This window comes from Planosporangium flavigriseum, assembly GCF_011947225.1.
Taxonomy (GTDB): domain Bacteria; phylum Actinomycetota; class Actinomycetes; order Mycobacteriales; family Micromonosporaceae; genus Planosporangium; species Planosporangium flavigriseum.
In genome coordinates this window covers 574,875-600,181 of sequence record NZ_JAATVW010000001.1, presented here as the reverse complement: position 1 = coordinate 600,181, position 25,307 = coordinate 574,875, and the positions used below count along the sequence as shown (strand labels likewise).

General features: G+C 70.8%; 26 protein-coding genes. 16 read left to right on the top strand and 10 right to left on the bottom strand.

The annotated features are described in order from the left end of the window. The first annotated feature begins 77 nt into the window (after nucleotides 1-77). The 9 genes from HC028_RS02630 to HC028_RS02590 are packed head-to-tail and all read left to right on the top strand — an operon-like array spanning nucleotide 78 to nucleotide 9,370. Nucleotides 78-1,658, top strand: coding sequence for an HAD-IIIA family hydrolase (locus tag HC028_RS02630; RefSeq protein ID WP_168072116.1), 1,581 nt, complete (start codon nucleotides 78-80; stop codon nucleotides 1,656-1,658). After that, a complete protein-coding gene (locus tag HC028_RS02625) occupies nucleotides 1,655-2,611 on the top strand; it encodes a glycosyltransferase (protein ID WP_168072114.1) in 957 nt (318 codons plus the stop codon). Before HC028_RS02630 ends, HC028_RS02625 begins: the two co-directional genes overlap by 4 nt. Before the next feature lie 5 nt (nucleotides 2,612-2,616). After that, the gene (locus tag HC028_RS02620; RefSeq protein ID WP_168072318.1) at nucleotides 2,617-3,852 is read left to right on the top strand and encodes a glycosyltransferase; all 1,236 of its coding nucleotides are present in this window, start codon (nucleotides 2,617-2,619) and stop codon (nucleotides 3,850-3,852) included. Beyond that, nucleotides 3,849-4,580, top strand: coding sequence for a D-sedoheptulose-7-phosphate isomerase (locus tag HC028_RS02615; RefSeq protein ID WP_168072112.1), 732 nt, complete (start codon nucleotides 3,849-3,851; stop codon nucleotides 4,578-4,580). Before HC028_RS02620 ends, HC028_RS02615 begins: the two co-directional genes overlap by 4 nt. Further along, nucleotides 4,577-5,791 carry a bifunctional heptose 7-phosphate kinase/heptose 1-phosphate adenyltransferase gene (locus HC028_RS02610; RefSeq protein WP_168072110.1) on the top strand — a complete coding sequence of 405 codons (1,215 nt, stop codon included), beginning with the start codon at nucleotides 4,577-4,579 and terminating at the stop codon, nucleotides 5,789-5,791. The genes HC028_RS02615 and HC028_RS02610 overlap by 4 nt, the downstream gene beginning before the upstream one ends. A 17-nt stretch (nucleotides 5,792-5,808) precedes the next feature. Beyond that, nucleotides 5,809-6,489 carry an SDR family oxidoreductase gene (locus HC028_RS02605; protein WP_168072108.1) on the top strand — a complete coding sequence of 227 codons (681 nt, stop codon included), beginning with the start codon at nucleotides 5,809-5,811 and terminating at the stop codon, nucleotides 6,487-6,489. After that, a complete protein-coding gene (locus tag HC028_RS02600) occupies nucleotides 6,486-7,475 on the top strand; it encodes a glycosyltransferase family 9 protein (RefSeq protein ID WP_168072106.1) in 990 nt (329 codons plus the stop codon). Before HC028_RS02605 ends, HC028_RS02600 begins: the two co-directional genes overlap by 4 nt. Next, complete coding sequence (locus tag HC028_RS02595; RefSeq protein WP_168072316.1) at nucleotides 7,456-8,496, top strand: DNA topoisomerase IB; 1,041 nt, start codon at nucleotides 7,456-7,458, stop codon at nucleotides 8,494-8,496. The genes HC028_RS02600 and HC028_RS02595 overlap by 20 nt, the downstream gene beginning before the upstream one ends. Nucleotides 8,497-8,548: 52 nt before the next feature. Next, a complete protein-coding gene (locus HC028_RS02590) occupies nucleotides 8,549-9,370 on the top strand; it encodes an RNA polymerase sigma factor SigF (RefSeq protein ID WP_239075617.1) in 822 nt (273 codons plus the stop codon). On the opposite strand, the gene HC028_RS02585 is transcribed toward HC028_RS02590, so the two are convergent. The 3 genes from HC028_RS02585 to HC028_RS02575 are packed head-to-tail and all read right to left on the bottom strand — an operon-like array spanning nucleotide 9,367 to nucleotide 10,996. Next, the gene (locus HC028_RS02585; RefSeq protein WP_168072102.1) at nucleotides 9,367-10,134 is read right to left on the bottom strand and encodes a metallophosphoesterase family protein; all 768 of its coding nucleotides are present in this window, start codon (nucleotides 10,132-10,134) and stop codon (nucleotides 9,367-9,369) included. The genes HC028_RS02590 and HC028_RS02585 overlap by 4 nt on opposite strands. Further along, nucleotides 10,131-10,388 (bottom strand): hypothetical protein, encoded by a 258-nt coding sequence (locus tag HC028_RS27270; protein WP_168072100.1) that lies wholly within the window; start codon nucleotides 10,386-10,388, stop codon nucleotides 10,131-10,133. The genes HC028_RS02585 and HC028_RS27270 overlap by 4 nt, the downstream gene beginning before the upstream one ends. Further along, on the bottom strand, nucleotides 10,385-10,996 hold the full coding sequence (locus HC028_RS02575) for a nucleotidyltransferase family protein (protein ID WP_168072098.1): 612 nt from the start codon (nucleotides 10,994-10,996) through the stop codon (nucleotides 10,385-10,387). Before HC028_RS02575 ends, HC028_RS27270 begins: the two co-directional genes overlap by 4 nt. A 167-nt stretch (nucleotides 10,997-11,163) precedes the next feature. Between HC028_RS02575 and HC028_RS27265 the strand changes: the two genes are divergently transcribed. The 4 genes from HC028_RS27265 (at nucleotide 11,164) to HC028_RS02555 (ending at nucleotide 14,680) form a co-directional block, all read left to right on the top strand. Further along, nucleotides 11,164-11,925 (top strand): glycosyltransferase family 2 protein, encoded by a 762-nt coding sequence (locus tag HC028_RS27265; protein ID WP_239075616.1) that lies wholly within the window; start codon nucleotides 11,164-11,166, stop codon nucleotides 11,923-11,925. 80 nt (nucleotides 11,926-12,005) lie between these two features. Beyond that, nucleotides 12,006-12,221, top strand: a complete 216-nt coding sequence (locus HC028_RS02565) for a hypothetical protein (protein ID WP_168072096.1) — start codon at nucleotides 12,006-12,008, stop codon at nucleotides 12,219-12,221. Nucleotides 12,222-12,372: 151 nt separating this feature from the next. Next, a complete protein-coding gene (gene rocD, locus HC028_RS02560; RefSeq protein WP_168072094.1) occupies nucleotides 12,373-13,590 on the top strand; it encodes an ornithine--oxo-acid transaminase in 1,218 nt (405 codons plus the stop codon). Between the two features lie 127 nt (nucleotides 13,591-13,717). Beyond that, on the top strand, nucleotides 13,718-14,680 hold the full coding sequence (locus HC028_RS02555) for an endonuclease domain-containing protein (protein ID WP_168072092.1): 963 nt from the start codon (nucleotides 13,718-13,720) through the stop codon (nucleotides 14,678-14,680). A gap of 37 nt (nucleotides 14,681-14,717) precedes the next feature. Here HC028_RS02555 and galK read toward each other — a convergent pair whose 3' ends face one another. The 3 genes from galK to HC028_RS02540 are packed head-to-tail and all read right to left on the bottom strand — an operon-like array spanning nucleotide 14,718 to nucleotide 17,688. Next, nucleotides 14,718-15,848, bottom strand: a complete 1,131-nt coding sequence (gene galK / locus HC028_RS02550) for a galactokinase (protein WP_203981467.1) — start codon at nucleotides 15,846-15,848, stop codon at nucleotides 14,718-14,720. Beyond that, complete coding sequence (gene galT, locus HC028_RS02545) at nucleotides 15,845-16,912, bottom strand: galactose-1-phosphate uridylyltransferase (protein ID WP_168072089.1); 1,068 nt, start codon at nucleotides 16,910-16,912, stop codon at nucleotides 15,845-15,847. Before galT ends, galK begins: the two co-directional genes overlap by 4 nt. Further along, nucleotides 16,909-17,688 (bottom strand): DeoR/GlpR family DNA-binding transcription regulator, encoded by a 780-nt coding sequence (locus HC028_RS02540; RefSeq protein ID WP_168072087.1) that lies wholly within the window; start codon nucleotides 17,686-17,688, stop codon nucleotides 16,909-16,911. Before HC028_RS02540 ends, galT begins: the two co-directional genes overlap by 4 nt. 141 nt (nucleotides 17,689-17,829) lie before the next feature. Here HC028_RS02540 and HC028_RS02535 point away from each other — a divergent pair, with 141 nt between their 5' ends. Beyond that, complete coding sequence (locus HC028_RS02535; protein WP_203981466.1) at nucleotides 17,830-19,176, top strand: glycoside hydrolase family 36 protein; 1,347 nt, start codon at nucleotides 17,830-17,832, stop codon at nucleotides 19,174-19,176. A gap of 30 nt (nucleotides 19,177-19,206) precedes the next feature. Here the strand turns inward: HC028_RS02535 and HC028_RS02530 are convergent, their stop codons facing one another. The 3 genes from HC028_RS02530 to HC028_RS02520 form a co-directional block, all read right to left on the bottom strand. Next, entirely contained in the window at nucleotides 19,207-21,399 is a 2,193-nt protein-coding gene (locus HC028_RS02530; RefSeq protein ID WP_373313989.1) for a HelD family protein, read from the bottom strand. A 114-nt stretch (nucleotides 21,400-21,513) separates the two neighbouring features. After that, nucleotides 21,514-22,167 (bottom strand): DedA family protein, encoded by a 654-nt coding sequence (locus tag HC028_RS02525; protein WP_168072083.1) that lies wholly within the window; start codon nucleotides 22,165-22,167, stop codon nucleotides 21,514-21,516. 111 nt (nucleotides 22,168-22,278) lie between these two features. Continuing rightward, on the bottom strand, nucleotides 22,279-23,292 hold the full coding sequence (locus HC028_RS02520; RefSeq protein WP_239075615.1) for an alpha/beta fold hydrolase: 1,014 nt from the start codon (nucleotides 23,290-23,292) through the stop codon (nucleotides 22,279-22,281). A gap of 99 nt (nucleotides 23,293-23,391) precedes the next feature. On the opposite strand from HC028_RS02520, the gene HC028_RS02515 reads away from it, so the two are divergent. Continuing rightward, nucleotides 23,392-24,045: a carbonic anhydrase gene (locus HC028_RS02515; RefSeq protein WP_168072081.1), complete on the top strand. Its 654-nt coding sequence runs from the start codon at nucleotides 23,392-23,394 to the stop codon at nucleotides 24,043-24,045. Nucleotides 24,046-24,167: 122 nt separating this feature from the next. On the opposite strand, the gene HC028_RS02510 is transcribed toward HC028_RS02515, so the two are convergent. Further along, complete coding sequence (locus tag HC028_RS02510) at nucleotides 24,168-24,500, bottom strand: hypothetical protein (RefSeq protein WP_168072079.1); 333 nt, start codon at nucleotides 24,498-24,500, stop codon at nucleotides 24,168-24,170. A gap of 305 nt (nucleotides 24,501-24,805) precedes the next feature. On the opposite strand from HC028_RS02510, the gene HC028_RS02505 reads away from it, so the two are divergent. Beyond that, nucleotides 24,806-25,297 (top strand): DUF3145 domain-containing protein, encoded by a 492-nt coding sequence (locus HC028_RS02505; protein WP_168072077.1) that lies wholly within the window; start codon nucleotides 24,806-24,808, stop codon nucleotides 25,295-25,297. The last annotated feature ends 10 nt before the right edge of the window (nucleotides 25,298-25,307 follow it).

Genomic DNA, 25,307 nt, shown 5'->3' with positions numbered 1-25,307 from the left:
GGGCCTGGCGACGGGTAGTGCTTTGGCACAGGCAGGCGGAGTCGGCGCGACCCAGGGGGTCGCGCCAGCCGTTAAGTGTGCACCGGGTTGGGAGCGGGGGTCGGGTGTTGCAGAGCCAAGGCTTCGCCGCAGCGCTCCTCGACCGGGACGGCACGCTCGTGGCGGACGTGCCCTACAACGGTAATCCGGCGGAGGTCCGGCCGGTACCCGGCGCCAAGGAGGCGCTCGATCGGCTCCGGGCTGCCGGCCTGCGGTTGGCCGTGGTCAGCAACCAGTCCGGAATCGCGCGCGGGCTGCTGTCGCACGAGCAGGTGCGGCGGGTCAACGAGCGCATCGAGGAACTGCTCGGCCCGTTCGACGCGTGGCACTACTGCCCGCACGGCCCCGACGACGCCTGCGACTGCCGTAAACCGGCTCCCGGCATGATCCATGCCGCCGCGGAAGCGCTCGGCGTACCGGTCGAGCGCTGTGTCATGATCGGCGACATTGGCGCCGACGCGACGGCGGGGCTCGCCGCCGGCGCCGCCGCGGTCCTGGTACCGACGCCCGTCACCCGGGCCGAAGAGGTCGCCGCGGCTCCGGTCGTGGCGACCGATCTCGCCGCCGCCGCCGACTGGATCCTCGCGGCGTCTCCCGGGCGGCCCAAGGTTCTCGTCGCCCGCTGCGACTCCGCCGGAGATGTGCTCCTCACCGGACCAGCCATCCGGGCGGTAGCGGCCCGAGCAGCGCATACGACACTGCTGTGCGGGCCGCGCGGACTCGACGCGGCCCGTTTGCTTCCCGGCGTCGACGAGCTGATCGAGTGGCGGGTGCCCTGGATCGATCCGCAGCCACCGCCCGTCGACAGCTCCGAGATCGATGCGCTCGTCAAGGACCTCGAAGCCCGGCAGTTCGACCAGGCGGTCATCTTCACCTCGTTCCACCAGTCTCCGCTGCCGCTCGCGCTGCTGCTGCGGCTCGCCGGCGTTCCGCACATCTCGGCCATCTCGGAGGACTACCCGGGATCCCTGCTCGACGTGCGCCACCGCGGTATCGACGAGAACATCTCCGAGGTTGAGCGGGCGCGGTCGCTGGCCGCGGCCGCCGGGTTCGCGCTTCCGGCCGGCGACGACGGGCGGTTACGACTACGACAACCGCTGCCGGCCGTGACCGGATTGCCGGACGACTACGTCGTCGTGCACCCCGGCGCGAGCGTACCGGCGCGGGCCTGCCCGGCGGAGCGCTGCCGCGAATTCGTGGCAGCGCTCGCCGCTGCCGGACACCGGGTGGTCGTCACGGGCGCCGACCGCGAGCGGGAGCTGACCCGGTACGTGGCCGCCGACGTGGGCCTGGACCTCGGTGGGCGTACCACGATGCCGGCGCTCGCGACCGTCCTTTCGCGGGCCCGCTGCGTCGTGGTCGCCAACACCGGCCCGGCCCACCTGGCCGCGGCGGTCGGCACACCGGTCGTGAGCCTCTTCGCTCCGACCGTGCCGTACGAGAAGTGGCATCCGTACGGCGTGCCGGTCCGGCGGCTGGGTGACGCCGACGCGCCGTGCCGGGACACCCGTGCCGCCGTCTGCCCCGTAGCCGGCCATCCATGTCTGTCTACAGTGTCCGCCGCTGAGGTGGTGGCCGCGGTGGAGGCGTTGACAGCACAAAGAGGCGGTGAAGATTGAGGATTCTCCTCTGGCACGTGCACGGCGCCTGGACGACCGCGTTCGTCCAGGGTGGACACGACTATCTCGTGCCCACAACGCCGGACCGTGGGCCGTACGGGCTCGGTCGGGCCCGCACCTACCGATGGCCCGACAACGTCCGGGAGGTATCACCGGAGGCGTTGGTGGGTGCCGATGTCGACGTGGTGCTGTTGCAGCGGCCGGAGGAGGAGGAGATCGCGCACCGCTGGCTTGGCCGGCGCGTGCCCACGATCTTCCTCGAGCACAACACCCCGAAGCAGGGCGACGTGCCGTGCAGCCGGCACCCGATGGCCGACCGGGACGACCTGACGCTCGTCCACGTCACCCACTTCAACAAGCTCATCTGGGACAACGGCTCGACCCGGACCGAGGTCATCGAGCACGGCATCCCGGACCCGGGCCAGCTCTACAGCGGCGAACTGGGGCGGATCGCAACGGCGATCAACGAGCCGATCCGGCGGTGGCGGGTGACCGGCACCGATCTGCTGCCCCGGTTCGCCGACGTCGCGCCGGTCGACGTGTACGGCATGAAGGTGACCAGCCTGCCCGAGCACCTGGGCCTGGCGGGCGAGCGGATGGAGGTCTTCGAGGATCCGCCACAGGCGCAGATGCACGCCGCAGTCGCGCAGCGCCGGGTGTACCTGCATCCGCACCGCTGGACCTCGCTGGGGCTGTCGCTGCTTGAGGCGATGAGCGCCGGGACGCCGGTGGTGGTGCTGGCCACGACGGAGACGGTCATGGCCGTCCCGCCGGGGGCCGGGGTGCTGTCGACGGACGTCGATGAGCTGGTGGAGGGTGCCCGATGGCTCGTGTCCGACATCGAAGCAGCTCGCCGCTGTGGTGAGGTGGCCCGCCGCGTCGCGCAGACGCGGTACGGGCTGGCGAGATTTCTTGCCGACTGGGACGCGCTTCTGAAGGAGGTAACTTCGTGACACGACTGCGGATTGCGATGGTTTCCGAGCACGCCAGTCCGCTGGCGAAGATCGGAGGTGTCGACTCGGGCGGGCAGAACACCCACGTGGCCGAGTTGGCGGTCGCGCTCGCCCACCGTGGACACGAGGTGCGCGTATACACCCGCCGCGACAACCCCGACCTGCCGGACGTGGTCCCGTTCGCCGATCGCGTGGTGGTCGAGCACGTGCCGGCCGGCCCGGCCCAGTTCGTGCCCAAGGATGACCTGCTGCCGTTCATGGGCACGTTCGGGCGCTGGCTGGCCAGCCGCTGGTCGTCGTCGGACTTCACGCCGGACGTCGTCCACGCGCACTTCTGGATGAGCGGTCTCGCGGCGCTCACCGCGACGTCGTCCAGCCGGATCCCGGTGGTGGTCACCTACCACGCGCTCGGCTCGATCAAGCGCCGTTACCTGGGCTCCAAGGACACCAGCCCGGATACCAGGCTGGGCCTGGAGCGGGAGCTGGGGCATCTGGCCGACCGGGTCATCGCCCAGTGCGCCGAGGAGGTCGAGGAGCTGGGCAAGATGGGGATCCCGCGCGGGTCCATCCAGGTCGTGCCGAGCGGGGTCAACACTGAGTGGTTCACCCCGACCGGCCCCCGGAAGGAGCATTCGGCGGGTGGGCGGCTACGGATCCTGAGCGTCGGTCGGATGGTGGAGCGCAAGGGCTTCGCCGACCTGATCCAGGCGCTCTACCTGGTACCCGAGGCGGAGCTGGTACTGCTCGGCGGGCCTCCACCGGACCAGTTGGACCGCGAGCCGATGGTCGGCCAACTGCGGCGGCTGGCGTCCAAGCGCGGTGTCGCCGACCGGGTCCGGATCCTCGGCCAGGTGCCGCGCGAGGACATGCCGGCCTGGTACCGCTCGGCCGACGTGGTCGCCTGCGCGCCGTGGTACGAGCCCTTCGGTCTGACCCCGCTCGAAGCGATGGCGTGCGGCGTTCCGGTCATCGCGTACGCCGTGGGAGGGCTTGCGGAGAGCGTCATCGACGGGGTGACCGGCATCCTCGTGCCCCCGCGCGACATCCGGCGGCTGGCGGCCGCGCTGCGCTCGGTGCTCGGCGACGAAGTGCGCCGGATGAGCTACGCCAGCGCCGCCGTCGACCGGGTGCGTTCACGGTACACCTGGGAACGCACGGCCGCTGACGTCGAGCGCGTGTACGCCTCGGTCACCGGGGAACCGATCGTCGCAGGTGGTGCGCTTACGGAGGTCTCCTCATGACCCTGCTGTCCGGTAACGAGTCGCGCAGCGGCAGCGCAGATGACGCTGACGCGGGCGGCGGCAAACCGGGGATACTCGGCTTCGACCCGCTCGTCGACCGCCAGCTGGACACCGTCTGGCGGCGGTCGACGGTCGACGTGAAGCTCGACCGGCTAGCCGAAGCGCTGGAACTGTTCCGGGCCGAGGCGCCACGACTGGCCCGCTGGGGCGAGCACCTCGCCGAGGTGCTCGTCTCGGGCGGCCGACTGCTGGTGGCCGGCAACGGCGGCAGCGCCGCCGAAGCGCAGCACCTGGCCGCCGAACTGGTCGGCAAGCTGCGCGACGACCGGCCGGCGTACTCCGCGATCGCCCTGACCGCCGAGACGTCGAGCCTGACGGCGATCGGCAACGACTACGGCTACGAGCAGGTCTTCGCCCGGCAGGTACAGGCACACGGCCGGCCGGGCGACGTCCTCGTGCTGATGTCCACCAGCGGCCGCAGCAAGAACCTGCTGGCCGCCGCCGAAGCGGCGCGCGAACTCGGCGTCACCGCCTGGGCCATGACCGGTCCGCTGCCCAACCCGCTGAGGATGTGCTGCGACGACGCCCTGGCCATCCCGTGCGACCAGCAGACCGTCCAGGAACTGCATCTCGTCGCCGTACACGTGGTGTGTGAACAGATCGAGGCGGCGCTGCCCGCCACCGAGATCCGCGCCGGGCGGCGAATCGGCCGGGGAGTGCGGCGGTGAGCCGGGCTCCCCTGGTGGTCGTCGGCGACGTGCTGCTCGACCGGGAGGTGCTCGGTACCGTCGAGCGCCTGTGCCCGGAGGCGCCCGTACCGGTGTTCGACGAGACCGAGGTCCTCGACCGTCCCGGCGGCGCCGGCCTCGCGGCGGTGTTCACCAGTTCGGCGGCCGCAACCGGGCCGCCCCGTCATACCAAGCCCGGCCGTGCCCCCCGAGAGGTCGTGCTCGTCGGCGCGGTCAGCGCCGACGCGGCCGGAGACCGGATCCGCGAACTGCTCGCCCGCGCCGGAGTACGGCTGGTCGAGGTGCCGCTGCTCGGCAAGACCCCGGAGAAGATCCGGCTACGCGCCGGCGGGCACCTGTTGATGCGGCTGGACCGGGGCAGCGACCCGGCCGAGATCGGCGCGGCGCCGGCCGAGGCGATCGAGGCGATCCGCGCGGCCGGCGCGATCCTCGCCAGCGACTACGGGCGCGGCGTGTGCGCACACCCGCAGATCCGAGCCGTCCTCACCGAGCGCGCCCAGCGCGTGCCGCTGGTGTGGGATCCGCACCCGCGCGGCGGCCACCCGGTTCCGGCGACCCGCCTCGTCACGCCGAACCGGGCGGAGGCGGCCGGCTTCGCGCAGTCCAACGTGGGCACGACGCACAGCGGGGAGTGGCCGCTGACCGCGGCGCTCAACCCGCACCAGGCCGACGGCCTCCCCGCGCACGCGAACGGCAACGGACACGCTGCGCTCAACGGCGCGGGACGCGCGGCGCACGCCGCGAGCAACGGCCATGCCGCCGGCAACGGACGTGCGGCGAGCAACGGCAACGGGCACGGTGCAAACAACGGCCACGGGCCGGCCGGGCACTCCGACGCCTCGACCGCGGACCTCGCGCGGGCGGCGGGGATGGCGGTGCGGCTGCGCCGGTTCTGGGGAGCCAGCGGCGTCGTCGTCACGCTCGACGACCGTGGCGCGGTGCTGTCCGACGGCGTGAACCCGCCGTTGCTCGTACCCACGCCGTTCAGCGCGCGGGGTGACAGTTGCGGGGCGGGCGACCGGTTCGCCAGCGCCGCACTGGCGTCGCTGTCGGAGGGCTCGTCGATTCTCGAGGCGGTGACGACCGCCGTGACCGCCGCGACCGCCTACGTCGCCGCCGGCGGGGCGCTCTCGCTCTGCCCGGAACTGCACGAGCGCACCGACGACCCCGCATCGGCAGTGATCATTTGATGCTGGAGGAGAAGCGAATGCCAGGTTCGGTAATCGTCACAGGCGGTGCGAGCGGCCTCGGCGCCGCGATCGTCTCCGCGGTGCAGAAGGCCGGCGGCACCCCGTACGTGCTCGACCTCAAACCCCCCGCCGAGGACGTGCCGTACCTGACGGTGGACCTGAGCAACACCCGCGCCGCGGAGGAGGCCACCCGGGCGCTGGTCGAGCGGGCCGGCATGGTCAACGGCGTCGTCACCGCGGCCGGCATGGACATCCCGGCGCCGCTCGACGGCATCTCCGGCGCCGACTGGGAGCGCATCGTCGCGATCAACCTGTTCGGCACCGCCGCCGTCGTGCGGGCCGCCCTGCCGGCGCTGCGCGAAAGCCACGGCACCATTGTCACGGTCGCGTCCACCCTGGGCATCAAGGCCGTCGGCGACGCCACGGCATACTGCGCCTCGAAGTTCGGCGTCGTCGGCTTCACCCGGGCCCTGGCCGCCGAACTGGCCGGCGAGGTGAACGTCACGCTGCTGATCCCGGGTGGGATGAAGACGGCGTTCTTCGACGAACGCGACGACAAGTACAAGCCCGGACCGGACGCGCCGCTCAATGACCCGGCGAACACGGCGAACGCCGTGATGTTCGCGCTGTCCCAGCCACCCGGCTGCGCCGTACGCGAAATGATCGTCTGTTCCGAGGTGGAGTCGTCGTACCCGTGAAACCTGTTCTGCTGGCCCTCCGGGCGCTCGGCATCGGGGACCTCGCCACCGCGGTGCCGGCGCTGCGCGCGCTCCGGCGCGCCTTCCCGCGCCACGAACTGGTGCTCGCCGCACCGCCCGCCCTCACCCCTCTCGCCATGGCGATCGGCGCGGTCGACCGGGCCTTTCCGACCGGGTCGTTCGTGCGCGATCCCATCGACGAAATCCGGTGGAACGCCCGCCGCCCGGACATCGCGGTCAACCTGCACGGCAAGGGTCCGCAGAGCCACCGCGCGCTGCTGGCGGCGGACCCGATCCGGTTCCTCGCGTACGCCCAACCGGCGGCCGGCTGGCCGGACGGTCCGAAGTGGAACGAGGACGAGCACGAGCGGGACCGCTGGTGCCGGCTCCTGCACTGGCACGGCATCCCGGCCGACCCGGACGACCTGGCCGTTCCGGCGCCGCCGCCGGTGCCGGAGTGGGCCGGCGCGGTCGTCGTGCACCCCGGCGCGAGTGGGCCGGAGCGGCGCTGGCCGGTGGCGCGGTTCGCGGCGGTGGCGCGCCGGCTGGCCGCCGCCGGCCAACGGGTCCTGGTGTCCGGCTCGCCCGGCGAGGCCGCGGACGCGCAGGCGCTCGCGGCGGCGGCGGGCCTGCCGCCGAACTCGGTCCTCGCCGGCCGCACCGATCTGGGCGCGCTCGCCGCGCTCGTCGCGCACGCCCGGCTGGTCATCTGCGGCGACACCGGCGTCGCGCACCTTGCCACGGCCTACGGCACCCGCTCGGTCCTGCTGTTCGGACCGGTATCGCCGGAGCTATGGGGACCGCCGCCGGGTAACGACCGGCACACCGTGCTCTGGCGCGGCCCCCACGGGCTCGCCGACATCGGGGTGGACGACGTGTACGTGGCGGCCTGCGCGCAGTTGGAGGCGGCCGCGTGGGACGGTGGCCTGGACGCCCTCGTACCCGAGCATGGTGGTGGCGTACGTGATGCGGCTGCGACGCGCTGACCCCAACCGATCCGGCTACACCCGACGGCGGCGCGGTAAGGGCTTCACCTACCTCGACGCCGACGGCCGGGTCATCACCGACCCGGACGTGATCGCGCGCATCCGGGCGCTGGCGATCCCGCCGGCCTGGGTGGACGTGTGGATCTGCCCGGACCCGTGCGGGCACATCCAGGCCACCGGTGTGGACCAGGCGGGGCGGCGGCAGTACCGCTACCACGACGTGTGGCGGGCCAAGCGGGACGCGGAGAAGTTCGAGCACATCCGCGTGGTCGGGGAGCACCTGCCGCAGTTGCGTAAACGGGTCGCGGGCGACCTGGCCCGCCGCGGTCTGTGCCGGGAGCGGGTCCTCGCGGCCGCGGTCCGGCTGCTCGACCAGGGGGTGTTCCGCATCGGCGGCGAGGCGTACGCCAGCGCGGACTCGAGCGCCGGCGAGCCGACGTACGGGCTGGCGACGATCCAGCGCGACCACGTGAGTGTACGCGGGGCGACCATGGAGTTCCGGTATCCGGCCAAGGGCGGTATCGAGCGGGCGCAGCGCATCGTCGACGACGAGGTGGCGCCGGTGGTACGCGCGCTGCTCAAGCGGCCGGACCCGAACCCGGAGCTGCTGGGCTACCGGGTCGGCAGCCGGGGGCCGTGGCGCGACGTACGCAGCGCGGACATCAACGACTACCTCAAGGACGCGACCGCCTGCGACATCAGCGCCAAGGACTTCCGCACCTGGCACGCCACCGTCCTCGCGTGCGTGTCGCTGGCGTCGCCGGAGGCCCTCGACGCGAAGTCGGCGACCGCGCGCAAGCGGGCCGTGAGCCGGGCCATGCGCGAGGTGTCCGAGCACCTGGGCAACACCCCGGCGGTCGCGAAGGCGTCGTACGTGAACCCGCGGGTGGTCGACCTCTACCACGCCGGGGAGACGATCGCAGCCGCCCTGTCGGCTATCCCCCGGGCGTGTGACGGGTTCGCTGCCCGGCACGAGGCTGAGCAGGCAGTACTTCAGTTGCTGAACGGAGGCCCCGGCTGAACCTGCTCGCCTGAGCCTTTCCATGGACGGGCGTGCGCGGTACGGTCAGCCCGTGGCAGCCTCGACCTCGATCGTTGTCGCTCCGGCAGCCGCTCCCTCCGACGAGCAGGCACGCCGCTCCACGGCCGCCGACGCCGAAGCCCACGAACTGCTCACGCTGCTGGCTGACCTACCGGCCGGCGGTGCCGAGCACACCCTTGTCCGGGAGCGGCTGATCGAGCGGTTTCTGCCGCTGGCCGAGTACCTGGCCGGGCGGTTCCGCCACCGGGGCGAGCCGTTCGACGACCTGTTCCAGGTGGCCAACCTCGGCCTGATCAAGTCGGTCGACGGCTATGACGTCAGCCGTGGCGCCGCGTTCGCGAGCTACGCGATCCCCATGATTCTCGGTGAGCTCAAGCGGCACTTCCGGGACAAGGGCTGGGATGTGCGGGTGCCGCGCCGGGTGCAGGAACTGCGCGTGGAGATCAGCAAGGCGACGGGCCACCTGGCGCAGCGCCTCGGCCGGTCGCCGACGGTCGCCGATCTCGCGGAGTACCTCGGGGTGCGGGAGGAGTACATCGTCGAGGGGCTTGACTCGGCCCATGCCTACCGGGCGGTGTCGCTGCAGACCCCGATACCGGGGAATGAGTCGGACCGGCACCTGGCCGACCTGGTGGGCGACGTCGACCACCAATTGGAGTCGGTCGAGGACCGCGAGGCGCTCCGCCCGCTGATCGCGAAGCTGTCGCGTCGGGAACAGCGGATCATCGCGCTGCGGTTTTTCGGCAACATGACCCAGACGCAGATAGCCGCCGAGATCGGCGTCTCCCAGATGCACGTGTCGCGGCTGCTCTCGCAGGCGCTCAGCGCGTTACGCAGCGGCCTGCTCGCCTAGGCTGTGGCTCCGTCCGGCCCGCTGATCTGGTACACGCTGTACGCCTGCTTGATGACCGGGTGCGCAACGTTACGCACGTGCACGCCGCCGGGGGTGACTCCACGCTCGGTGCCGGCGTGCGCGTGCCCGTGCACGGCGAGCTCCGGGCACACCGCGTCGACGACTTCGCCCAGCAGGTAGGACCCGAGGAACGGGTAGATCTCCAGCGGCTCGCCCAGCAGCGTCTCCGGGGTCGGCGAATAGTGGGTCAGTGCCACCCGCACGTCGCAGTCCAGGCCGTTCAGCGCGGCGCCCAACTCTTCCGAGATGACGCGGGTGTGCCGGATGAACGCCTTCATCTCCGGCTCCCCGAACTCGCTGCCGCACCTGCCGGCGAACCCGCCGCCGAAACCCTTCGCGCCGGCGATGCCCAGCCTGATCCCGAAACAGTCGATGACGACGCCCGTTCGTTCGAGGACGGTGATCCCGCCGTCTTCGAGGATCTTCGTGACCTCGTCCTGGGCGTCGGAGTGGTAGTCGTGGTTACCGAGCACCGCAACCACCGGTACGGACAGGCCACCGAACTCGGTGACCACGGAGCGCGCCTCGTCCCCGGTGCCGTGCCGGGTCAGATCGCCGGCCAGCAGCAGCACGTCGGCCTTGTCGCCGATGCGCTGGAGCGCCGGACGAAACCGACCCAGCACGTTTTCGTCGATGTGAACGTCGCCGACGGCCGCCACGCGTACGCAGTTGGGCGGCCGGTCGGTGTTGTCGGTGGTGCTCACACTTCCTCCGCCTCGTCCGGTTCGTGTACGCGGGTGACACCGAGGTCGTACTCCACCGTCAGGTCGGGGAACTTCTCGGCCACCACCTGTTCGATGACTTCCTTGCGCTTCGGGCTCTCCACCTCTCCGGTCACGGCGAAGGTGCTCTCCTCCAGGTGGCTCACCCGGATTCCCTGCTCGGACACGCGCTCGTCCTCGGTGAGCACGCGCTGCACTTCGGTCTCCCGGTACACGTCCGGTTTGGTCCTGCTCATCCAGACACCTCCTTGAGCTGTGCGCGGCGCTCTGTCGCCGAGCTGACCTCCGCCAGCGAGATGACGTTCAGCCGGTCCAGCAGCACCATGAACGCCTGCGCGTAGGGGGAGCGCGCGGTTTCGCGTTCGACCCGGCCCCAGTCGATCTGCTCGCGCATGGACTGGGCCACGGGCAGGGCTTTTGAGAAGTCGCAGTAGTGGGGCCCCATCGACAGCAACTTGTGAATCATCAGCTCGGTGGCCGAGAGGACCGGCATGTGGCAGGCGTTCACCGACAGGACGTCGGTGTCGGCGAGGGTCTCATCGGTGACGGGACGCTGGACCGGGGAGTAGATCAGGTCGACGAGGCGGTCCTCGTCGTACACCTTGACCAGCCACCCCTCCGGGGGGATCTCGGCGTGGAAGCCGACCTCCACCAGACCGGTCAGGACCCGGTGGGCGTCCTCTTCCTTGATCAGGAAGTCCACGTCGTGGTCGCAGCCACCGCCGCCGCGGGCGTACACCGCGAAGCTACCTGCCAGTGCGAAGGGAACTCCCATCTCCTTGAGGTGAAACGCCACCCGCTTCAGGGTCTGGATGAGCGGCTGTTGATCCTCAGGTAGAGGCATCGCAGGCTCCTTGTGGTCAGTCGGCCCGCACCTCCGGGGCCGACCGGGACCCTGGTGCAGATACCCGTCACCGAGTGGTCTCACACAGGTTTCACCCGCCCCATTCGCCGCTGACCAGGCAGGTATCCCTACTGTTTGATGGTCATCAGTGGGGGTACGACCGGTCCATGCGCGTGCTCGGCATCAATGCCGTCTTCCACGATCCGTCCGCCGCTCTCGTCGTAGACGGGCAGGTCGTGGCTGCCGCGGAGGAGGAGCGGTTCAGCCGGCGCAAGCACGGAAAACGGCCGGTTCCGTTCTCGGCGTGGGAGCTTCCGGAGCAGGCGGCGGCCTGGTGCCTGGCGAGCGCCGGCATCGACGCCGCACAGGTCGACGCCGTGGCGTACCGGCGCGACGCGCTCACGGGAGTGGGCGGCTTCGACGAGCGCTTCCCGCGGGCCTTCCGGGAAGACGCCGAGCTGGCGTACCGGGTGCGGCGCGCGGGGGACGCGCTCACCGTCGGGCGCCGGCGGGTGACCCATCCCGTACGCCCGGAGGGCTTCTGGGTGAGCCTGCGTACCCAGGCCGGCAACGCCGACGACGCGCTGCTGCGCCGGCTCTACGGGCCCCGCTGGCGGGAACTCCTGGAGGCGCCGCCGGGCCGGCGGCCGCGGCATGTCGCAGTGACCGCGGCCGGCCTGGTCGCAGCCGGCTCGCTCGGCTTGGCTGTACTGTTCGCGCGTCCCCGTCGAGTTGCGCGAGCCGTCGGGGCGCTGGCCGGGGCGGCGTGGCTCGCCGGCACCGCCGAGTTCGCGGCGGCCCGGATCACCCCGGGGCCGCTTTGCCCGAGTGAGCTCAGCAAGATGCTGGTGACCAGCGCATTGATCCCGCCGTACGCGACCGTGCACTGGCTGCGCGGGTGGCTGCGCGCGTCGTTCATGCCCCGCTGACCGGTTCGGTTCGCTCGGTTGATCGACTCGGGCCGAAGGTGCCCCTGTTTTCATGATCGAACGTGTGTTCGAATAGGCTCGTGGAACGACGTAAGCACTGGTGGAACGGCACGTGGGGTCGGCTGGCTCGGCACGACATCTATCTGTACGAAGACGGCGGCCGATGGATGGTGGAGTCGCGCGAAGGTGGCGCCGACGGGCGCAGCCGGTGGTACGAGTACGGCGATGAGGACGCGGCTACGGAGCGCGTCCGAGGCCTGCTGGCTGACAGCCCGCACTGGCGACAGCTGAGCTGAGGTTCCACGCAAGAACGTTGCGCCGCTCGGCCATGTACGCAACGGATCGCCGGAAGCGCGCAAGATGGAGCAATGGCTGCGAGCGTGGGCGCCCCTTACGGTGTTGACTTGTCTGGAAGTGCGTAAGCCGCTCTACGCAGGAGGTGCGCCGATGACGGCTGTCGTCCCCGGCCTGACGGCCCCGGCGGTCGCCGAGGCGGAGCGCTGGACCGCGCACAACTACCACCCGCTGTCGGTGGTCATCGCCGACGCCTCCGGGGCCTGGGTGACGGATGTGGACGGCAACCGGTACCTGGACTGCCTGGCCGGCTACTCCGCCCTCAACTTCGGCCACCGGCATCCGGCGCTGGTTGCCGCGGCTCGGGAGCAGTTGGATCGGGTGACCCTGACCAGTCGCGCTTTCCTGCACGACCAGTTCGGCCCGTTCTGCCGCGAGCTGGCCGAGCTGTGCGGGACGGACCTCGTACTGCCGATGAACACCGGCGCCGAAGCCGTCGAGACGGCCATCAAGGTCGCCCGCAAGTGGGGGTATCGCGTCAAGGGCGTACCCGACGGCAAGGCCACCATCGTGGTCGCCGAGAACAACTTCCACGGGCGTACGACCACGATCATCAGCTTCTCCACCGATCCGGACGCAAGGGCCGATTACGGCCCGTACACCCCCGGGTTCCGCATCGTCCCCTACGGCGACCTGGACGCTCTCGCGGCGGCCATTGACGAGACGACCGTCGCGGTGCTGATCGAGCCGATCCAGGGCGAGGCCGGCGTTCTCGTGCCGCCGCCGGGCTACCTGCCGGGTGTTCGTTCGCTCTGTACTTCTCATGACGTCTTGTTCATCGCCGACGAGGTGCAGTCCGGCCTCGGCCGCACCGGCGCGACGTTCGCCTGCGACCACGAGGGCGTCAAGCCCGACATGTACGTGCTGGGCAAGGCGCTCGGTGGCGGGGTCGTGCCGGTGTCCGCCGTCGCCGCGTCGCGCTCCGTTCTCGGGGTGCTGCGGCCGGGGGAGCACGGGTCCACGTTCGGTGGGAACCCGCTGGCGTGCGCGGTCGGCCGCGCTGTGGTCCACCTCCTCCGGTCCGGGGAATTTCAGGAACGCGCCCTCGCTCTGGGTTCGCAGCTGCACGAACGGCTCGGTGAGCTCGTGGGTAAGGGCGTAACGGCGGTACGGGGTAGGGGACTGTGGGCCGGTGTGGACATCGACCCGGAACTGATGACCGGCCGCCAGGCGTGCGAGCGGCTCGCGGAGCGGGGTGTCCTGGTCAAGGACACGCACGGCTCGACGATCCGGCTCGCGCCGCCGCTGGTCGTCACGCCCGAAGAGGTGGATCTCGCCGTCGACGCGCTGTCCGCAATCCTGGGTTCTTAGCAATCTTGGAAGGTTTGACATCGCATGCGATGTCAAACCTTCCAAGATCCAGGTCGCCCGAGGAGTTATCCACAGCAGACAGTGACGGGGCGGCGGTGCCATCCCCGGGTTGGCCACACTCGGCCGCATGTACGTGCGCGATGAACCCTCCCTTCCCGCGGACGACGCACCGGAATTGGAGTGGCTGCTGTTCAGGCAGAGCCACGTGCTCAGTCGGGCGCAGGCGATCGCCGCGGTCGGGCGAGGTGCGCTGCAGAACCTCCTGTCTCGAGGGCGCTGGCAGCGGGCCGAGTGGGGTGTGGTGATCGCACACAACGGCCCATTGACCCGTGACCAGCGGTTGTGGGTTGCGACTCTCGGCGCCGGCGAAGGCGCAGTCTGCGCCGGGCGGACGGCGGCGACGCTAGAAGGGCTGCGCTCTTCCGACGCAGATCCGATAGACATCCTGGTTCCGGCCGGCCGGCGGGTACGTCGCGTCTCCGGCGTACGAATCCACCGCACCGAGGTGCTCCCTGCGCATCACGTACGCCCTGGTGCGCCGCCGCGCACCAGGATGGCCCGATCAATCGTCGACGCGGCTTCCTGGGCACGCACCGATGACGATGCCCGTGCCGTAGTGGCTGCGGCGTTCCAGCAAAGGCGAGTGTCGAAAGAAGAGATCGAGGCCGTGGCGGCCGTGCTGACCCGCAGTCCTCGACGTGCTCTCGTGCTGGAGACCACGCGATATGCGGCAGGAGGGGCGCACTCACTATCCGAAGTGGATTTGGTCAAGCTGTGTCGGCGTTTCGGGCTGCCGTTACCCGACCAGCAGACGGAGCGGGCCGACGCGAGTGGCCGACGACGTTATCTGGACGCGTACTGGCGTGAGTGGAAGGTGCACGTCGAGGTGGACGGCTCTTTCCATCTCGAGGTTCGCACCTGGTGGGCCGACATGCAGCGACAGAACGATCTCTGGATCAAGGGCGATCGAGTGCTGCGGTTTCCGGCCTGGGTCGTGGCGCATCGACCGGATGAGGTGGCGGCGCAGATTCGAGCCGCGCTGTGCGCAGCCGGGTGGAGCCCACCTTCCCCTGGATCTTGGAAGGTTTGACATCACATTCGATGTCAAACCTTCCAAGATCGCAGAATCAAACTCGGTGGACGCCCTGGCTCGGGGTCGCCACGAACGAGTCCGGCGCGGTGAAGCCGGCCGAGGCGAACGCCTCGGCCACCGCAGAAGCGACCGCCGAAGCGCGCGAGGCGTCCACGAGCGCCAGTACGCACCCGCCGAACCCGCCGCCCGTCATCCGGGCCCCGTACGCACCATTTTCAAGCGCCACTTCGACTGCCGTATCAACCTCCGGCACGGTGATCTCGAAGTCGTCGCGCATCGACTTGTGTGAGGCCGTCATCAGCGGGCCGATGCCTCGAATATCCCCAGACCGTAAGAGGTGCACGGTATCCAGGACCCGCTGGTTCTCGGTGACGACGTGGCGTACCCGGCGCAGGGCGACCCCGTCGAGGCGGGAGAACACCTCGGGCCCGACATCCCGCAGGGCACGCACGCCCAACGTCCGTGCCGCGGCTTCGCAGACGGCGCGCCGGTCGGCGTACTCGCCGTCAACGTGCCGGTGCGGCGCGTTGGTGTTGACGACCAGGACCGAGAGTCCGGCCGCCGCCACGTCGAACGGGATGTGCTCCACGGAAAGGGTGCGGCAGTCGAGGAAGAGCGCGTGGCCGGCCCGGGACAGGGTGGACGCCGACTGGTCCATGATCCCGGTGGGTGCGCCGACGTACTCGTTCTCGGCCCGCTGCGCCAGCCTGACCTGGGCCTCAGCCGAGAGATCGAGACCGCCCAGGGAGCACAGCGCCGCCATGACCGCGCACTCGATCGCAGCCGAGGACGACAGGCCGGCGCCGATGGGTACGTCGCTCGCGATGGCGATCCGGGCCGGGGGCACGTCAGCGCCGGAGTCCCGCAGCGCCCACACGACCCCGGCGACGTAGGCGGCCCAGTCGGTCACCCCGCCGGGCTTCAAGTCCGACGGGTCGAAGGAGACCGTCCCGTCCTGCCCCTCCGAGCACACCGACCACCCCGAGGAGGCCGGGAGCACCGCCGCCGCGGTCACCTGGGGGAGGGCGAAGGGCAGCACGTACCCGTCGTTGTAGTCGGTGTGCTCGCCGATCAGGTTGACCCGGCCGGGCGCTGCCCACACCGCGGCCGGCGCGGCGCCGAAGGCCGAAGAGAACAGTCGCGAAGCCCGTGCAATTGGCGTCACAGCGCCACCTCCCGCAGTTGCTGGGTGGCCTGTTCCGGACGTACGTCGTTGATGAACACGCCCATCGCGGACTCCGATCCGGCGAGGTACTTCAGTTTGCCGGGTGCCCGCTGCGTGCTGAACAGCTGCAGGTGCAGGTAGGAGAGGTCACGATCGAGGCGTACGGGGGCCTGGTGCCAGGCCGAGATGTACGGCATGGGGAAGCCGAACAGCCCGTCGAAGCGGCGCAGCAGTTCCAGGTACACCGGCCCGAACGCGTCCCGCTCCTCGTTCGACAGGGCGGGGAGGTCGGGCACCTGGCGGTTCGGGTACAGGTGCACCTCGTACGGCCAGCGGGCGGCTGCCGGTACGAACGCCGTCCAGTGCTCGTTCTGCGCGACGATCCGCTCGCCCGCGGCCCGCTCGGCGGCGAGGACGTCGGCGAAGAGGTTTCCGCCCTCGTAGGAGCGGGCCGACGAGAGCATCCGCCGCGTCCGCGGCGTGACGAACGGGTACGCGTAGATCTGCCCGTGCGGGTGGTGCAGCGTCACGCCGATCGCCTCACCGCGGTTTTCGAAGCAGAACACCTGCTCGACATCGTCCAGGGCCGAAAGCTCCGCGGTCCGGTCGGCCCACGCCTCCATCACCAGTCGCACCCGCTCGGGCGTCAAGGCGGCAAACGACGAGTTGTGGTCGGAGGTGAAGCACACGACCTCGCACCGTCCGTGGCCGGGAGTGACCTCGGTCAGTCCGGAAACAGCCGCGAGCGATCCGGAGCGGTGCGAGAACGACGGGAACCGGTTCTCGAACACGGCGACGTCGTAGTCGTACGCGGGGACTTCACTCGACCGGTCCGGCGTGGATGGACACAGTGGACACTCGTCGGTCGGCGGCAGGAAGGTACGGGTCTGCCGGTGCGCCGCGATCGCGACCCACTCGTCGAGGATCGGGTCGTAGCGGATCTCCGAGGTCGGCGGCGGAGGCGGCAGCTCACGCCGGTCCTGCTCGACGCGTACCACGGTGTCGTCGGAGTCGAAATAGATCAGCTCGCGGCCGTCGGCCAGGTGCGTTACGGTTCGTTTCACTCTTGCTCTCCCGGTACGTCGACCACGATCAGTTCGCCGACGCGTTCGCTCAGTTGTTCCTGCGCCCCCGAAGGTAGGCGCGAGTCGGTGATGAGTACGTCCGCGTCGTCGAGCGGCGCGATCGTCGCGATGCCTACGGTCTCCCACTTCGTGTGATCGGCCAGGACCACCAGCCGCCGGGCGGCGGCGACGAGTCGGCGGTTGATGCCCGCCTCCATCAGGTTCGGGGTGGTGAATCCGGTGCGGGGGCTCATCCCGTGTACCCCGAGGAAGAGCACGTCGACGTTGAGCGAGGCGGCGGCCGCTTCCGCGACCGGACCGGCGAGCGCGTTCGACGGGGTACGGATGCCGCCGGTGAGCACTACCACCTGATCGGAGCTTCTGAGCGCGTCGGCGACCGGGAGCGAGTTGGTCACCACGGTCAGGCCGGGCACGTCGAGCAGGAGCGCGGCGAGCGCGGCGGTGGTGGTGCCGGCCGACAGCGCGACCGCCGTACCGGGCTCGACCAGTTGTGCGGCCCGGGCGGCGATCGCCGACTTCTCCGTACGCTGGCGGACCGACTTCGCGTCGAAGCCGGGCTCCTCGGTCGACCCCGGCCCGGAAACCGTGGCGCCGCCGTGCACCTTGTCGACGAGGCCGCGCTCGGCGAGGGTCTCCAGGTCGCGGCGGATGGTCATGTCCGAGACGCCGAACTGCTGCACCAGTTGGCTGACCCGCATGCCGCCGTGGCGGCGCACCAGGTCGAGGATGGCCGACTGCCGCTGCTGCGCCAGCATCGCGCGGTTTCCCTCCCAACCGATCACAATCCAACAAAACTCAACAGTACGCGGTGGGTCCGGCGTGTCAGCGGCGAGGGTGTTCGCGGTTGTTTCCGCGTTCGGTAACGCGCTTTGATGTGGAGCGGGAGGTGACGACGCGTGGCTTTCGGTGTCGTCGACGAGGTGCGGATCGACCCGGCCCGGGGTCGGGTGTACGAGCACGGCTGGCAGAGTTGGAGCCCCACGACGATCTACCCCGCCGACGCCACGTCCTGGCGACCGGTGCGCCCCGGTGCCCGGGTCATGTCGTACCGGCCCGGTAAGCCGGGACCCGCCAGCGGATTCCAGGGCGAGGGGCTACTCGCCGTCGATCCCGGTGACGGTGGCAAGGCCCGCCTGTACGCGACCACCGACGGACTGAGTGAGGTGGCGTCCATCCGGGCGACCCTCGCGGGCGGCCGGTTACGGGTGAGTACCGACGGGCCGGTGCTCGTACTCACCCACGCGTCGATCGACGGTGCCCTGTCGGCGTGGGGCGACGCGTTCGCCCGCGCGGTCGGGGTGGCCCCGCCGCGGTCGCCGCCGACGGGCTGGTGCTCCTGGTACCAGTACTTCACCGAGGTCACCGACGCCGACATCGACGAGAACCTGGCCGCGTTCGACGAGCACGACCTGCCCGTGGAGGTCGTACAGGTCGACGACGGCTGGCAGTCGGCGGTCGGTGACTGGCTGACCCTGTCCGACCGGTTCGCGTCAGTCGCCGAACTGGCCCACCGCGTACGCGACACGGGCCGGCGCTTCGGCATCTGGGTCGCCCCTTTCCTGGTGACCCGGCACAGCCGGACCGCCCGCGACCACCCGGACTGGCTGCTGCGCGACGCCGCCGGGCTCCCGGTGGAGGCCGGGTTCAACTGGGAATCGCCGCTGTTCGCGCTGGACGCCACGCACCCGGGGGCGCGTGGCTACCTGGCGGAGGTGTTCGGCCGGCTCCGCGCGTACGGCATCGACTATTTCAAGGTCGACTTCATGTACGCGGGCGCGCTGGACGGGCGCCGGCACGACGGTTCCCGCCCGCTCGACGCCTACCGGTCCGCTGTCACCGCGATCCGCGAGACGATCGGCGACGACGCGTACCTGCTCGGCTGCGGCGCGCCGATCCTGCCCAGCGTCGGGCTCTTCGACGCGATGCGGATCTCGGCCGATGTCGCGGTCACCTACGCCGCCTGCGACGGTGACGCGTGCCAGCCGTCGCAGTTCGGCGCGACGATGTCGACCATCGGCCGGGCCTGGCAGCACGGCAGGTTCTGGGTCAACGACCCGGACTGCATCGTGGCCCGCCCGCAGATCGAGCGGCGGGAGGAGTGGGCCGACGTGGTGGCCCGGTACGGCGGGCTGCGCGTCTCGTCGGACCGGATCGCCATGCTCGACGACTGGGGGCTGGCGACGACCCGGCGACTACTGACCGAGGTGCCCCCGCCGACCCCGTTCGCCGCCCCGTCCTCATGATCACGGAAGAGTCTCCGTGATCATGAGGAACTAGGGCAGCCAGGAGTTGTCGGTGCCGACCGTGACCAGGCGCTGGGTGGCCCGCGACAGGGCGACGTAGAGCGTACGCACGCCGGAGCGCCCCTCCGCGCCGATGGCCGCCGGCTCGACGACGATCACGCCGTCGTACTCCATGCCCTTGGCCTCCAGGCTGCCCACCACCTGCAGGCGGTCGGAGTCGACACCGGCGAACCAGCCCGCGACCTCCTGCTGCATGGCCATCGGGGCGATCACGCCGACCGTGCCGGCGACCTCGCCGACCACCTCGACCGCCGCTTCGCGGGCCATGGCGGGCAGGTCGGGCGCCACCACCAGATGGTGCACGGGCAGGATGCCCGACGAGCGCACCGCGGTGGGGAGCTCCAGCTGCGGCTCGGCGTTCCGGATCACCGCCGCGGCCAGGTCGAAGATCTCGGCGGCGTTGCGGTAGTTGGTGGTGAGCGTGTACTCGCTGCGCCGGCGGGACCCGAGCGCCGCGTCCCGTGCCCGGGCCGCCTCGGCCGCGTCGGCCCACGCCGCCTGCGCGGGGTCGCCCACGATGGTCCAGCTCGCGTACTGGCCGCGCCGCCCGACCATCCGCCACTGCATCGGGGAGACGTCCTGCGCCTCGTCCACCACGATGTGGGCGTAGTCGCGGTAGTCCTCCGGCCGGGCGGTGGCCACGGCACGGGCCGCGGCCATCCGGTCGGCGTACGTGGTGACCTCCCGGACGCCCTCGGCCACCTCGAACGGGTCCCTGCGGCGCCGCTTGCGTACGGCCGGCGAGCCGAGCAGCTCGTCGAGCTCGTCGAGGAGCGCCACGTCGGCCACTGTCAGCTCCTCAGCGCCTTGGTAAGCAGCCGCGAGCCGGTCGATCTCGACGCGGGACAGGATCCCGTCGGCGTACCGGCGCAGCCGCGCCGGGTCGGCCAGCCAGCCGAGCACCTGCTGCGGCGTCAGGATCGGCCACCACGCGTTCATGAACTGGATGAACTCGCGACTGGAAGCGATCTCGGAGGCGAACTCCTCCCGCGTCTGCTGTCGGTGCGCCGGCAGCAGTTCCACGCTCTGCCGCCACAGGATGTCCAGCACCTGCCCGGCTGCCTTGGCCCGGACGGCGTTGCGCTTGGGCCCGGGCGCGAGGACCGCGTGGCGCACCTCGTCGAGTGCCCGGCGCCCCAGCTGCAGCAGCTGGCCCCGGTAGAGCACCCGGAACCGGTCGGGCGAGCCGGGCGCGGCGTCGCGCGCCGCCCGGGCCAGTACCTTGCTCATGCGCAGCGAGCCCTTCACGGCGGCGACCTCGGTCGGGTCCTGCCGGGTGGCCGTCACCCTCTCCACGATCTGGCCCAGCGACCGCAGCGTCACGGTCTCCTCGCCGAGTGAGGGCAGCACCCGGCTGACGTAGGAGACGAACACCTCCGACGGGCCGATGACGAGCACACCGCCGCTCTCGAACCGGTTGCGGTCGGCGTAGAGCAGGTAGGCGGCCCGGTGCAGGGCGACCGCCGTCTTGCCGGTGCCGGGGCCGCCGCGCACGATCGTGACGCCCAGGGCGGGGGAGCGGATCGCGTCGTCCTGCTCCCGCTGGATCGTCGCGACGATGTCGCGCATGCCCCGACCGGTGGCGCGGGTCAGCGTGGCGAGCAGCGCGCCGTCGCCGATGACCGGCATGGTGTCCGGGGCCGCGGCCGGGTCGAGCAGGTCGTCGGAGACGTCGAGGACCTTCTCCCCCGAGCTGCGCAGCGTGCGGCGGCGGACCACGCCCATCCGGTCGGTCGGCGTCGCGCGGTAGAACGGGGCGGCGGCCGGCGCGCGCCAGTCGACCACGAGCGACTCGTGCGCCTCGTCGCGCAGGCCGAGCCGGCCGATGTAGCGCGCCTCGCCGCCGGGCACGGCCGGCTCCACCGGGCTGGTGTACTCGTCGCTCTTGCGCGCCTCCGGGGCCAGGTCGAGGCGGCCGAAGACCAGGCCCTCGTACTCGGCGTCCAGCGCATGCCGGCGACGTGCCGCGTGGAAGACCATCGCGTCGCGCTCGACCAGCGCGCCGTGGGTGCCCGCCTTCGCCAGGCTGTAACCACCCTTCTCCACCTCGGCGGCGCTGCGGCGCAGTTCGCCCAGCCGGGTGTACACCCGGTCGACGTACCGTTGCTCGTTGGCGATCTCGGACTGGCGAACGGAGTCGGAGTCGTGGACAGGAGCGGACAAGCGTGACTCCAGCGGTCGGGAACGGGCCATGGCGAGCCTACGCACTGTGGCACCGTGAAGGTTCATGCGCCGGGCTGATGTCGCAGGTGTTTACGGTCGGTGACCGTAGGCGCATCAGCCGACGGTCGTCTTCTCCTCTGGTTGCGGGACTTCCACCTCCTCCTGCAGGCGTCGGGCCATCCTGCGCTTGAGGTACATCGTCGTGGCGAGGCCGGCGACCAGGGCCACGACCAGTGCCAGCCAGGAAAACTGCTTGAGCCAGTGCTCGGCGGCCCGGCCGGCGTAGAAGATCGCGAAGGCCGTGCCGTAGGCCCAGACGATGCCGCCGGTCGCGTTGGCCACCAGGAACTTGGGGTACGGCACGCGCAGCGCGCCGGCGAGCGGGCCGGCCAGGATGCGCAGCAGCGCGATGAACCGACCGAAGAACACCGCCCACACGCCGTACCGCTGGAACAGGCGCTCGGCGTGGGCCAGGTGGCTCGGTCCGAAGTGCTTCGGGAAACGCCGCCCGAACTTCTCCAGGAGCGTGCGACCGCCGCGCCGGCCGACCGCGTACCCGATCGAGTCGCCGACGATCGCGCCGATCGACGCGGCCAGCCCGACCAGCCACGGGTTCGTCAGCCCGGTGCTGGCCAGCAGGGAGGCCCCGACCAGGGTGAGTTCGCCAGGCAGCGGAATGCCCATGCTTTCGACGCCGATGACGAGGCTGACCACCGCGTAGATCGCGGCAGGTGGGAGGGTGGCCATCCATGCCTCGACGAGATGCACTGTTTCTCCCTCCCGTAGCCGGAGCCCGGCTGCCTGTTGGGAGTTTACGCGGGTCGCAGCGAGCGTCGCCGACGTCGAGAGCGGATTAGGAGCTTCCCTACCTCCGCGGGCTCAGGCCGCCTCGGCCGCGCCGGCCGGGAACACGGGCGCCGCGGTGCCGCGCGGCGATCCGTCCGGGCCGGTACGCGGCGGGATGGCAGGTACGCCGCTGGCCCGCTGGCAGACGCGTGCGATGGCGCCGGTGACCTCGTCCGGGCACTCCAGAGGGAGCATGTGTCCGGCGTCCGGGCAGATCAGGTGCTCGGCCCCCGGTAGCGCCTTGACGATCGTCTCCGCGCAGCTGCGTGGCGTGAGGCGGTCCTGGCCGCCTTCGAGGACGGCCGCCGGCAGCGTCGCCATGTGTACTAGCGCGTCGACCCGGTGCTGCTCCTCGAACCAGGGCCGGAAGCCGCCGATCGTGGTGAGCCGGGCGTTGCCGATCATGCCGGCGGTCAGGCGTACGGCGGACGGATCGGCGATGCGCCCGAATCCGAGCCAGCGGATGCCGGGGGACAGGACCGGCATGACGGTGCGGTGCAGGCGCCAGGGGCCGGACCGGGCCAGCAGGGCGGCCCCGGTGATCTCGAGGGCGCGGAAGACCCGGGCGACGCCCGGAGCGAGCCCGTACGTGGTGTGCGCGGTGCCCTCCGCGGTCGTGCAGATGAGCGCGACCCCGGCCACCCGCTCGGTGAACTCGGTCGCGTGCCGGTGCGCGTACTCCATGATCGTCATGCCGCCCATGGAGTGGCCGACGAGGATGACCTTGCCCTGAGGTGCCCGCTCCTGTAAGACGGCGTGGAGATCGTCCGCAAGCTGGGTGAGCGTGGTGGTGCTCCGCGAGCACGCGGTCGACAGCCCGTGGCCGCGCAGGTCGAAGGCGAGGATGCGCAGCGGGGCGCCCAGTTGGGCGGGCAGGTCCGCGATCTGGCGGCGCCACAGCCGGTTGTCGAGGGTCCAGCCGTGCAGGAACACGACGGTCAGCGGGCTCGCGGGGTCGCCATGCTCCTCGATGTGCAGGCGTACCCCATCCGGGAGCGTGACCTCTGCTTGGGACGACATGCCTACCGATACCCGGGCGGTACTCATAAGTAACAAGGTAGTTATGAGTTAGTCATCTGGGTGATCACCGTCGCATTTCTGCCGGTTCAGCTTCCTGCTCGGGGACTTGTGCCCGATCCTGGACGGGTGACGTCTAGCCACCCGTTCGGCGAGTCCCTTGCGTTCGAGTCGACTCGCGGTGCTGCCGCGAGTTCTCCACTCGACGCCGAGACGCCGCTCGCCCGCCTGCTAGCTGGAAACCAACGGTTCGTGGCGGGGCAGCCGCGATACCGCCATGACGTGAACGCGCCGGCCGCGCGTACGGCCGCCCATCGCCCCTGGGCTCTCGTGATCGGCTGCCTGGACTCGCGGGTGCCGCCGGAGGCCGTGCTCGACCAGGACTTCGGCTCCATCGTCGTGGTGCGCACCGGCGGCCACGTGCTCGATGAGGTGGGGCTCGGCTCCGTCGAGTTCTGCGTCTCCGTCTTCGGGGTGCCGCTCATTGTGGTGCTCGGCCACCAGTACTGCGGTGCGGTCTCGGCGACGGTCCAGGCGATCGACAGCGGAGACCGCCCGGGCGGATTGATCGGCCGGCTGGTGGACGAGATCGAGCCGGCCGTCGATGGCGACGGGGATCCGGCGGAGCGCGTGGAGCGGGCGGTCGATCGCCACATCGCCCGCACAGTGTCCAAGTTGTCGGAACTTGCGTTGATTCGGGAACGCGTCGCGTCCGGTGCGCTGGAGGTCATCGGTGCCCGCTATCAGGTGGACTCCGGGCGGGTCGCCATCCTCGGCCGTTAGCCGCCGGATGGCCGCGAACGCCGTCTCAGATCTCCATGCGGCGCTGTTTTAGGTCTAAATAGTGAAAGCCCCCACGGTCACCGTGGGGGCTTTCGACAGTCGTGAACGGGTTGACCGTCGGCTCAGCTCTCGCCGAAGACGCCGGCCTCGACCAGACGCTTCTCGGTGGCGTCCCAGCCGTGGTCGGGGTGGGCCGAGGCCAGGGCGCCCAGCTCGGCGCGGATCTTGGCGGCGTGGCCCGCGCCCGCCAGCACCCGGATCTCCTCGACGAAGGCGTCGGAGTCGGTGCGCAGGTGGACGGTCTTGCCGTTGGTCAGGTTACGCACGTACGCGAACCGACCGTTGTTGAGAGGAATGACGTACTTGAACTCGCCCAGGACGCTCAGGGCGCCGCTCGCGCCGGCCTGGCCGGCGCGGACAGAGGCGCGCGCGGTCTTCGAGGTGTTGCTCGCCACGGCGGGACTCCTTGCAGAGAAAACGTGCAGAGAAAACGGGAAAAACAAAGCGGCACAGGGCGCCGAGGAAACTGTACACGAGACTGCGTGACGATCTCATCCTCGGCAGTGCGTACTGTCCGTCTCGCCTTGCGCTACGGAGCAGTCACTAGTTACCTGAACAGGTCCCGAGCGTTAGATATTTCGTCAGCAGCTGGCCCACTTGTGCACTGGCGCGCCGCCGGTGCCAACCGGCATCATGAACACAGTCCTTCCGAGATCGAGGTCGTAGGGGAAGACGCACCTCGGCTCCCGGGAGGTCTATCGTGCCAGCACATGGCGTTGTGTACGTCCACTCGTCCCCGCTTGCCGTGTGTCCACACGTCGAGTGGGCCATAGCGCGTGTCCTCTCGGCGCCGGTGCGCCTCGAGTGGACCGCACAGCCGGTCGAGCCGGGCGCTCGGCGGGCTGAATCCGCCTGGACCGGCAAGCCTGGCACCGGCGGCGAGCTCGCCGCCGCCCTCCGGCAATGGCCGATGATCCGTTTCGAGGTCACCGAGGAGCCCAGTACCGGTCTGGACGGCGAGCGCTACATGCACGTGCCCGGCCGCGGCCTCTTTCGCGCCGCCACGAGCGCCAACGGCGACATCCAGCTCTCCGAGGACCGGGTGCGCGCGCTCATGGCGACGGCGGCCGGGTATGAGGCTCTCACCCACTCCCTGGACAAGGCGCTCGGCACCCCCTGGGACGTCGAGCTGGAGCCATATCGTCAGGCCGGCGAAGGTAGCCCCATGACGCTGCTCACTAGGGTCGGCTGAGGAGCGGCGA

Coding starts and splice junctions, on each gene's coding strand:
- HC028_RS02615 (WP_168072112.1), top strand. CDS start 3,849: ATGACCCTGCTGTCCGGTAACGAGTCGCGCAGCGGCAGCGCAGATGAC.
- HC028_RS02605 (WP_168072108.1), top strand. CDS start 5,809: ATGCCAGGTTCGGTAATCGTCACAGGCGGTGCGAGCGGCCTCGGCGCC.
- HC028_RS02595 (WP_168072316.1), top strand. CDS start 7,456: ATGCGGCTGCGACGCGCTGACCCCAACCGATCCGGCTACACCCGACGG.
- HC028_RS27270 (WP_168072100.1), bottom strand. CDS start 10,388: ATGAGCAGGACCAAACCGGACGTGTACCGGGAGACCGAAGTGCAGCGC.
- HC028_RS02575 (WP_168072098.1), bottom strand. CDS start 10,996: ATGCCTCTACCTGAGGATCAACAGCCGCTCATCCAGACCCTGAAGCGG.
- HC028_RS27265 (WP_239075616.1), top strand. CDS start 11,164: ATGCGCGTGCTCGGCATCAATGCCGTCTTCCACGATCCGTCCGCCGCT.
- rocD (WP_168072094.1), top strand. CDS start 12,373: ATGACGGCTGTCGTCCCCGGCCTGACGGCCCCGGCGGTCGCCGAGGCG.
- HC028_RS02555 (WP_168072092.1), top strand. CDS start 13,718: ATGTACGTGCGCGATGAACCCTCCCTTCCCGCGGACGACGCACCGGAA.
- HC028_RS02540 (WP_168072087.1), bottom strand. CDS start 17,688: ATGCTGGCGCAGCAGCGGCAGTCGGCCATCCTCGACCTGGTGCGCCGC.
- HC028_RS02520 (WP_239075615.1), bottom strand. CDS start 23,292: ATGAGTACCGCCCGGGTATCGGTAGGCATGTCGTCCCAAGCAGAGGTC.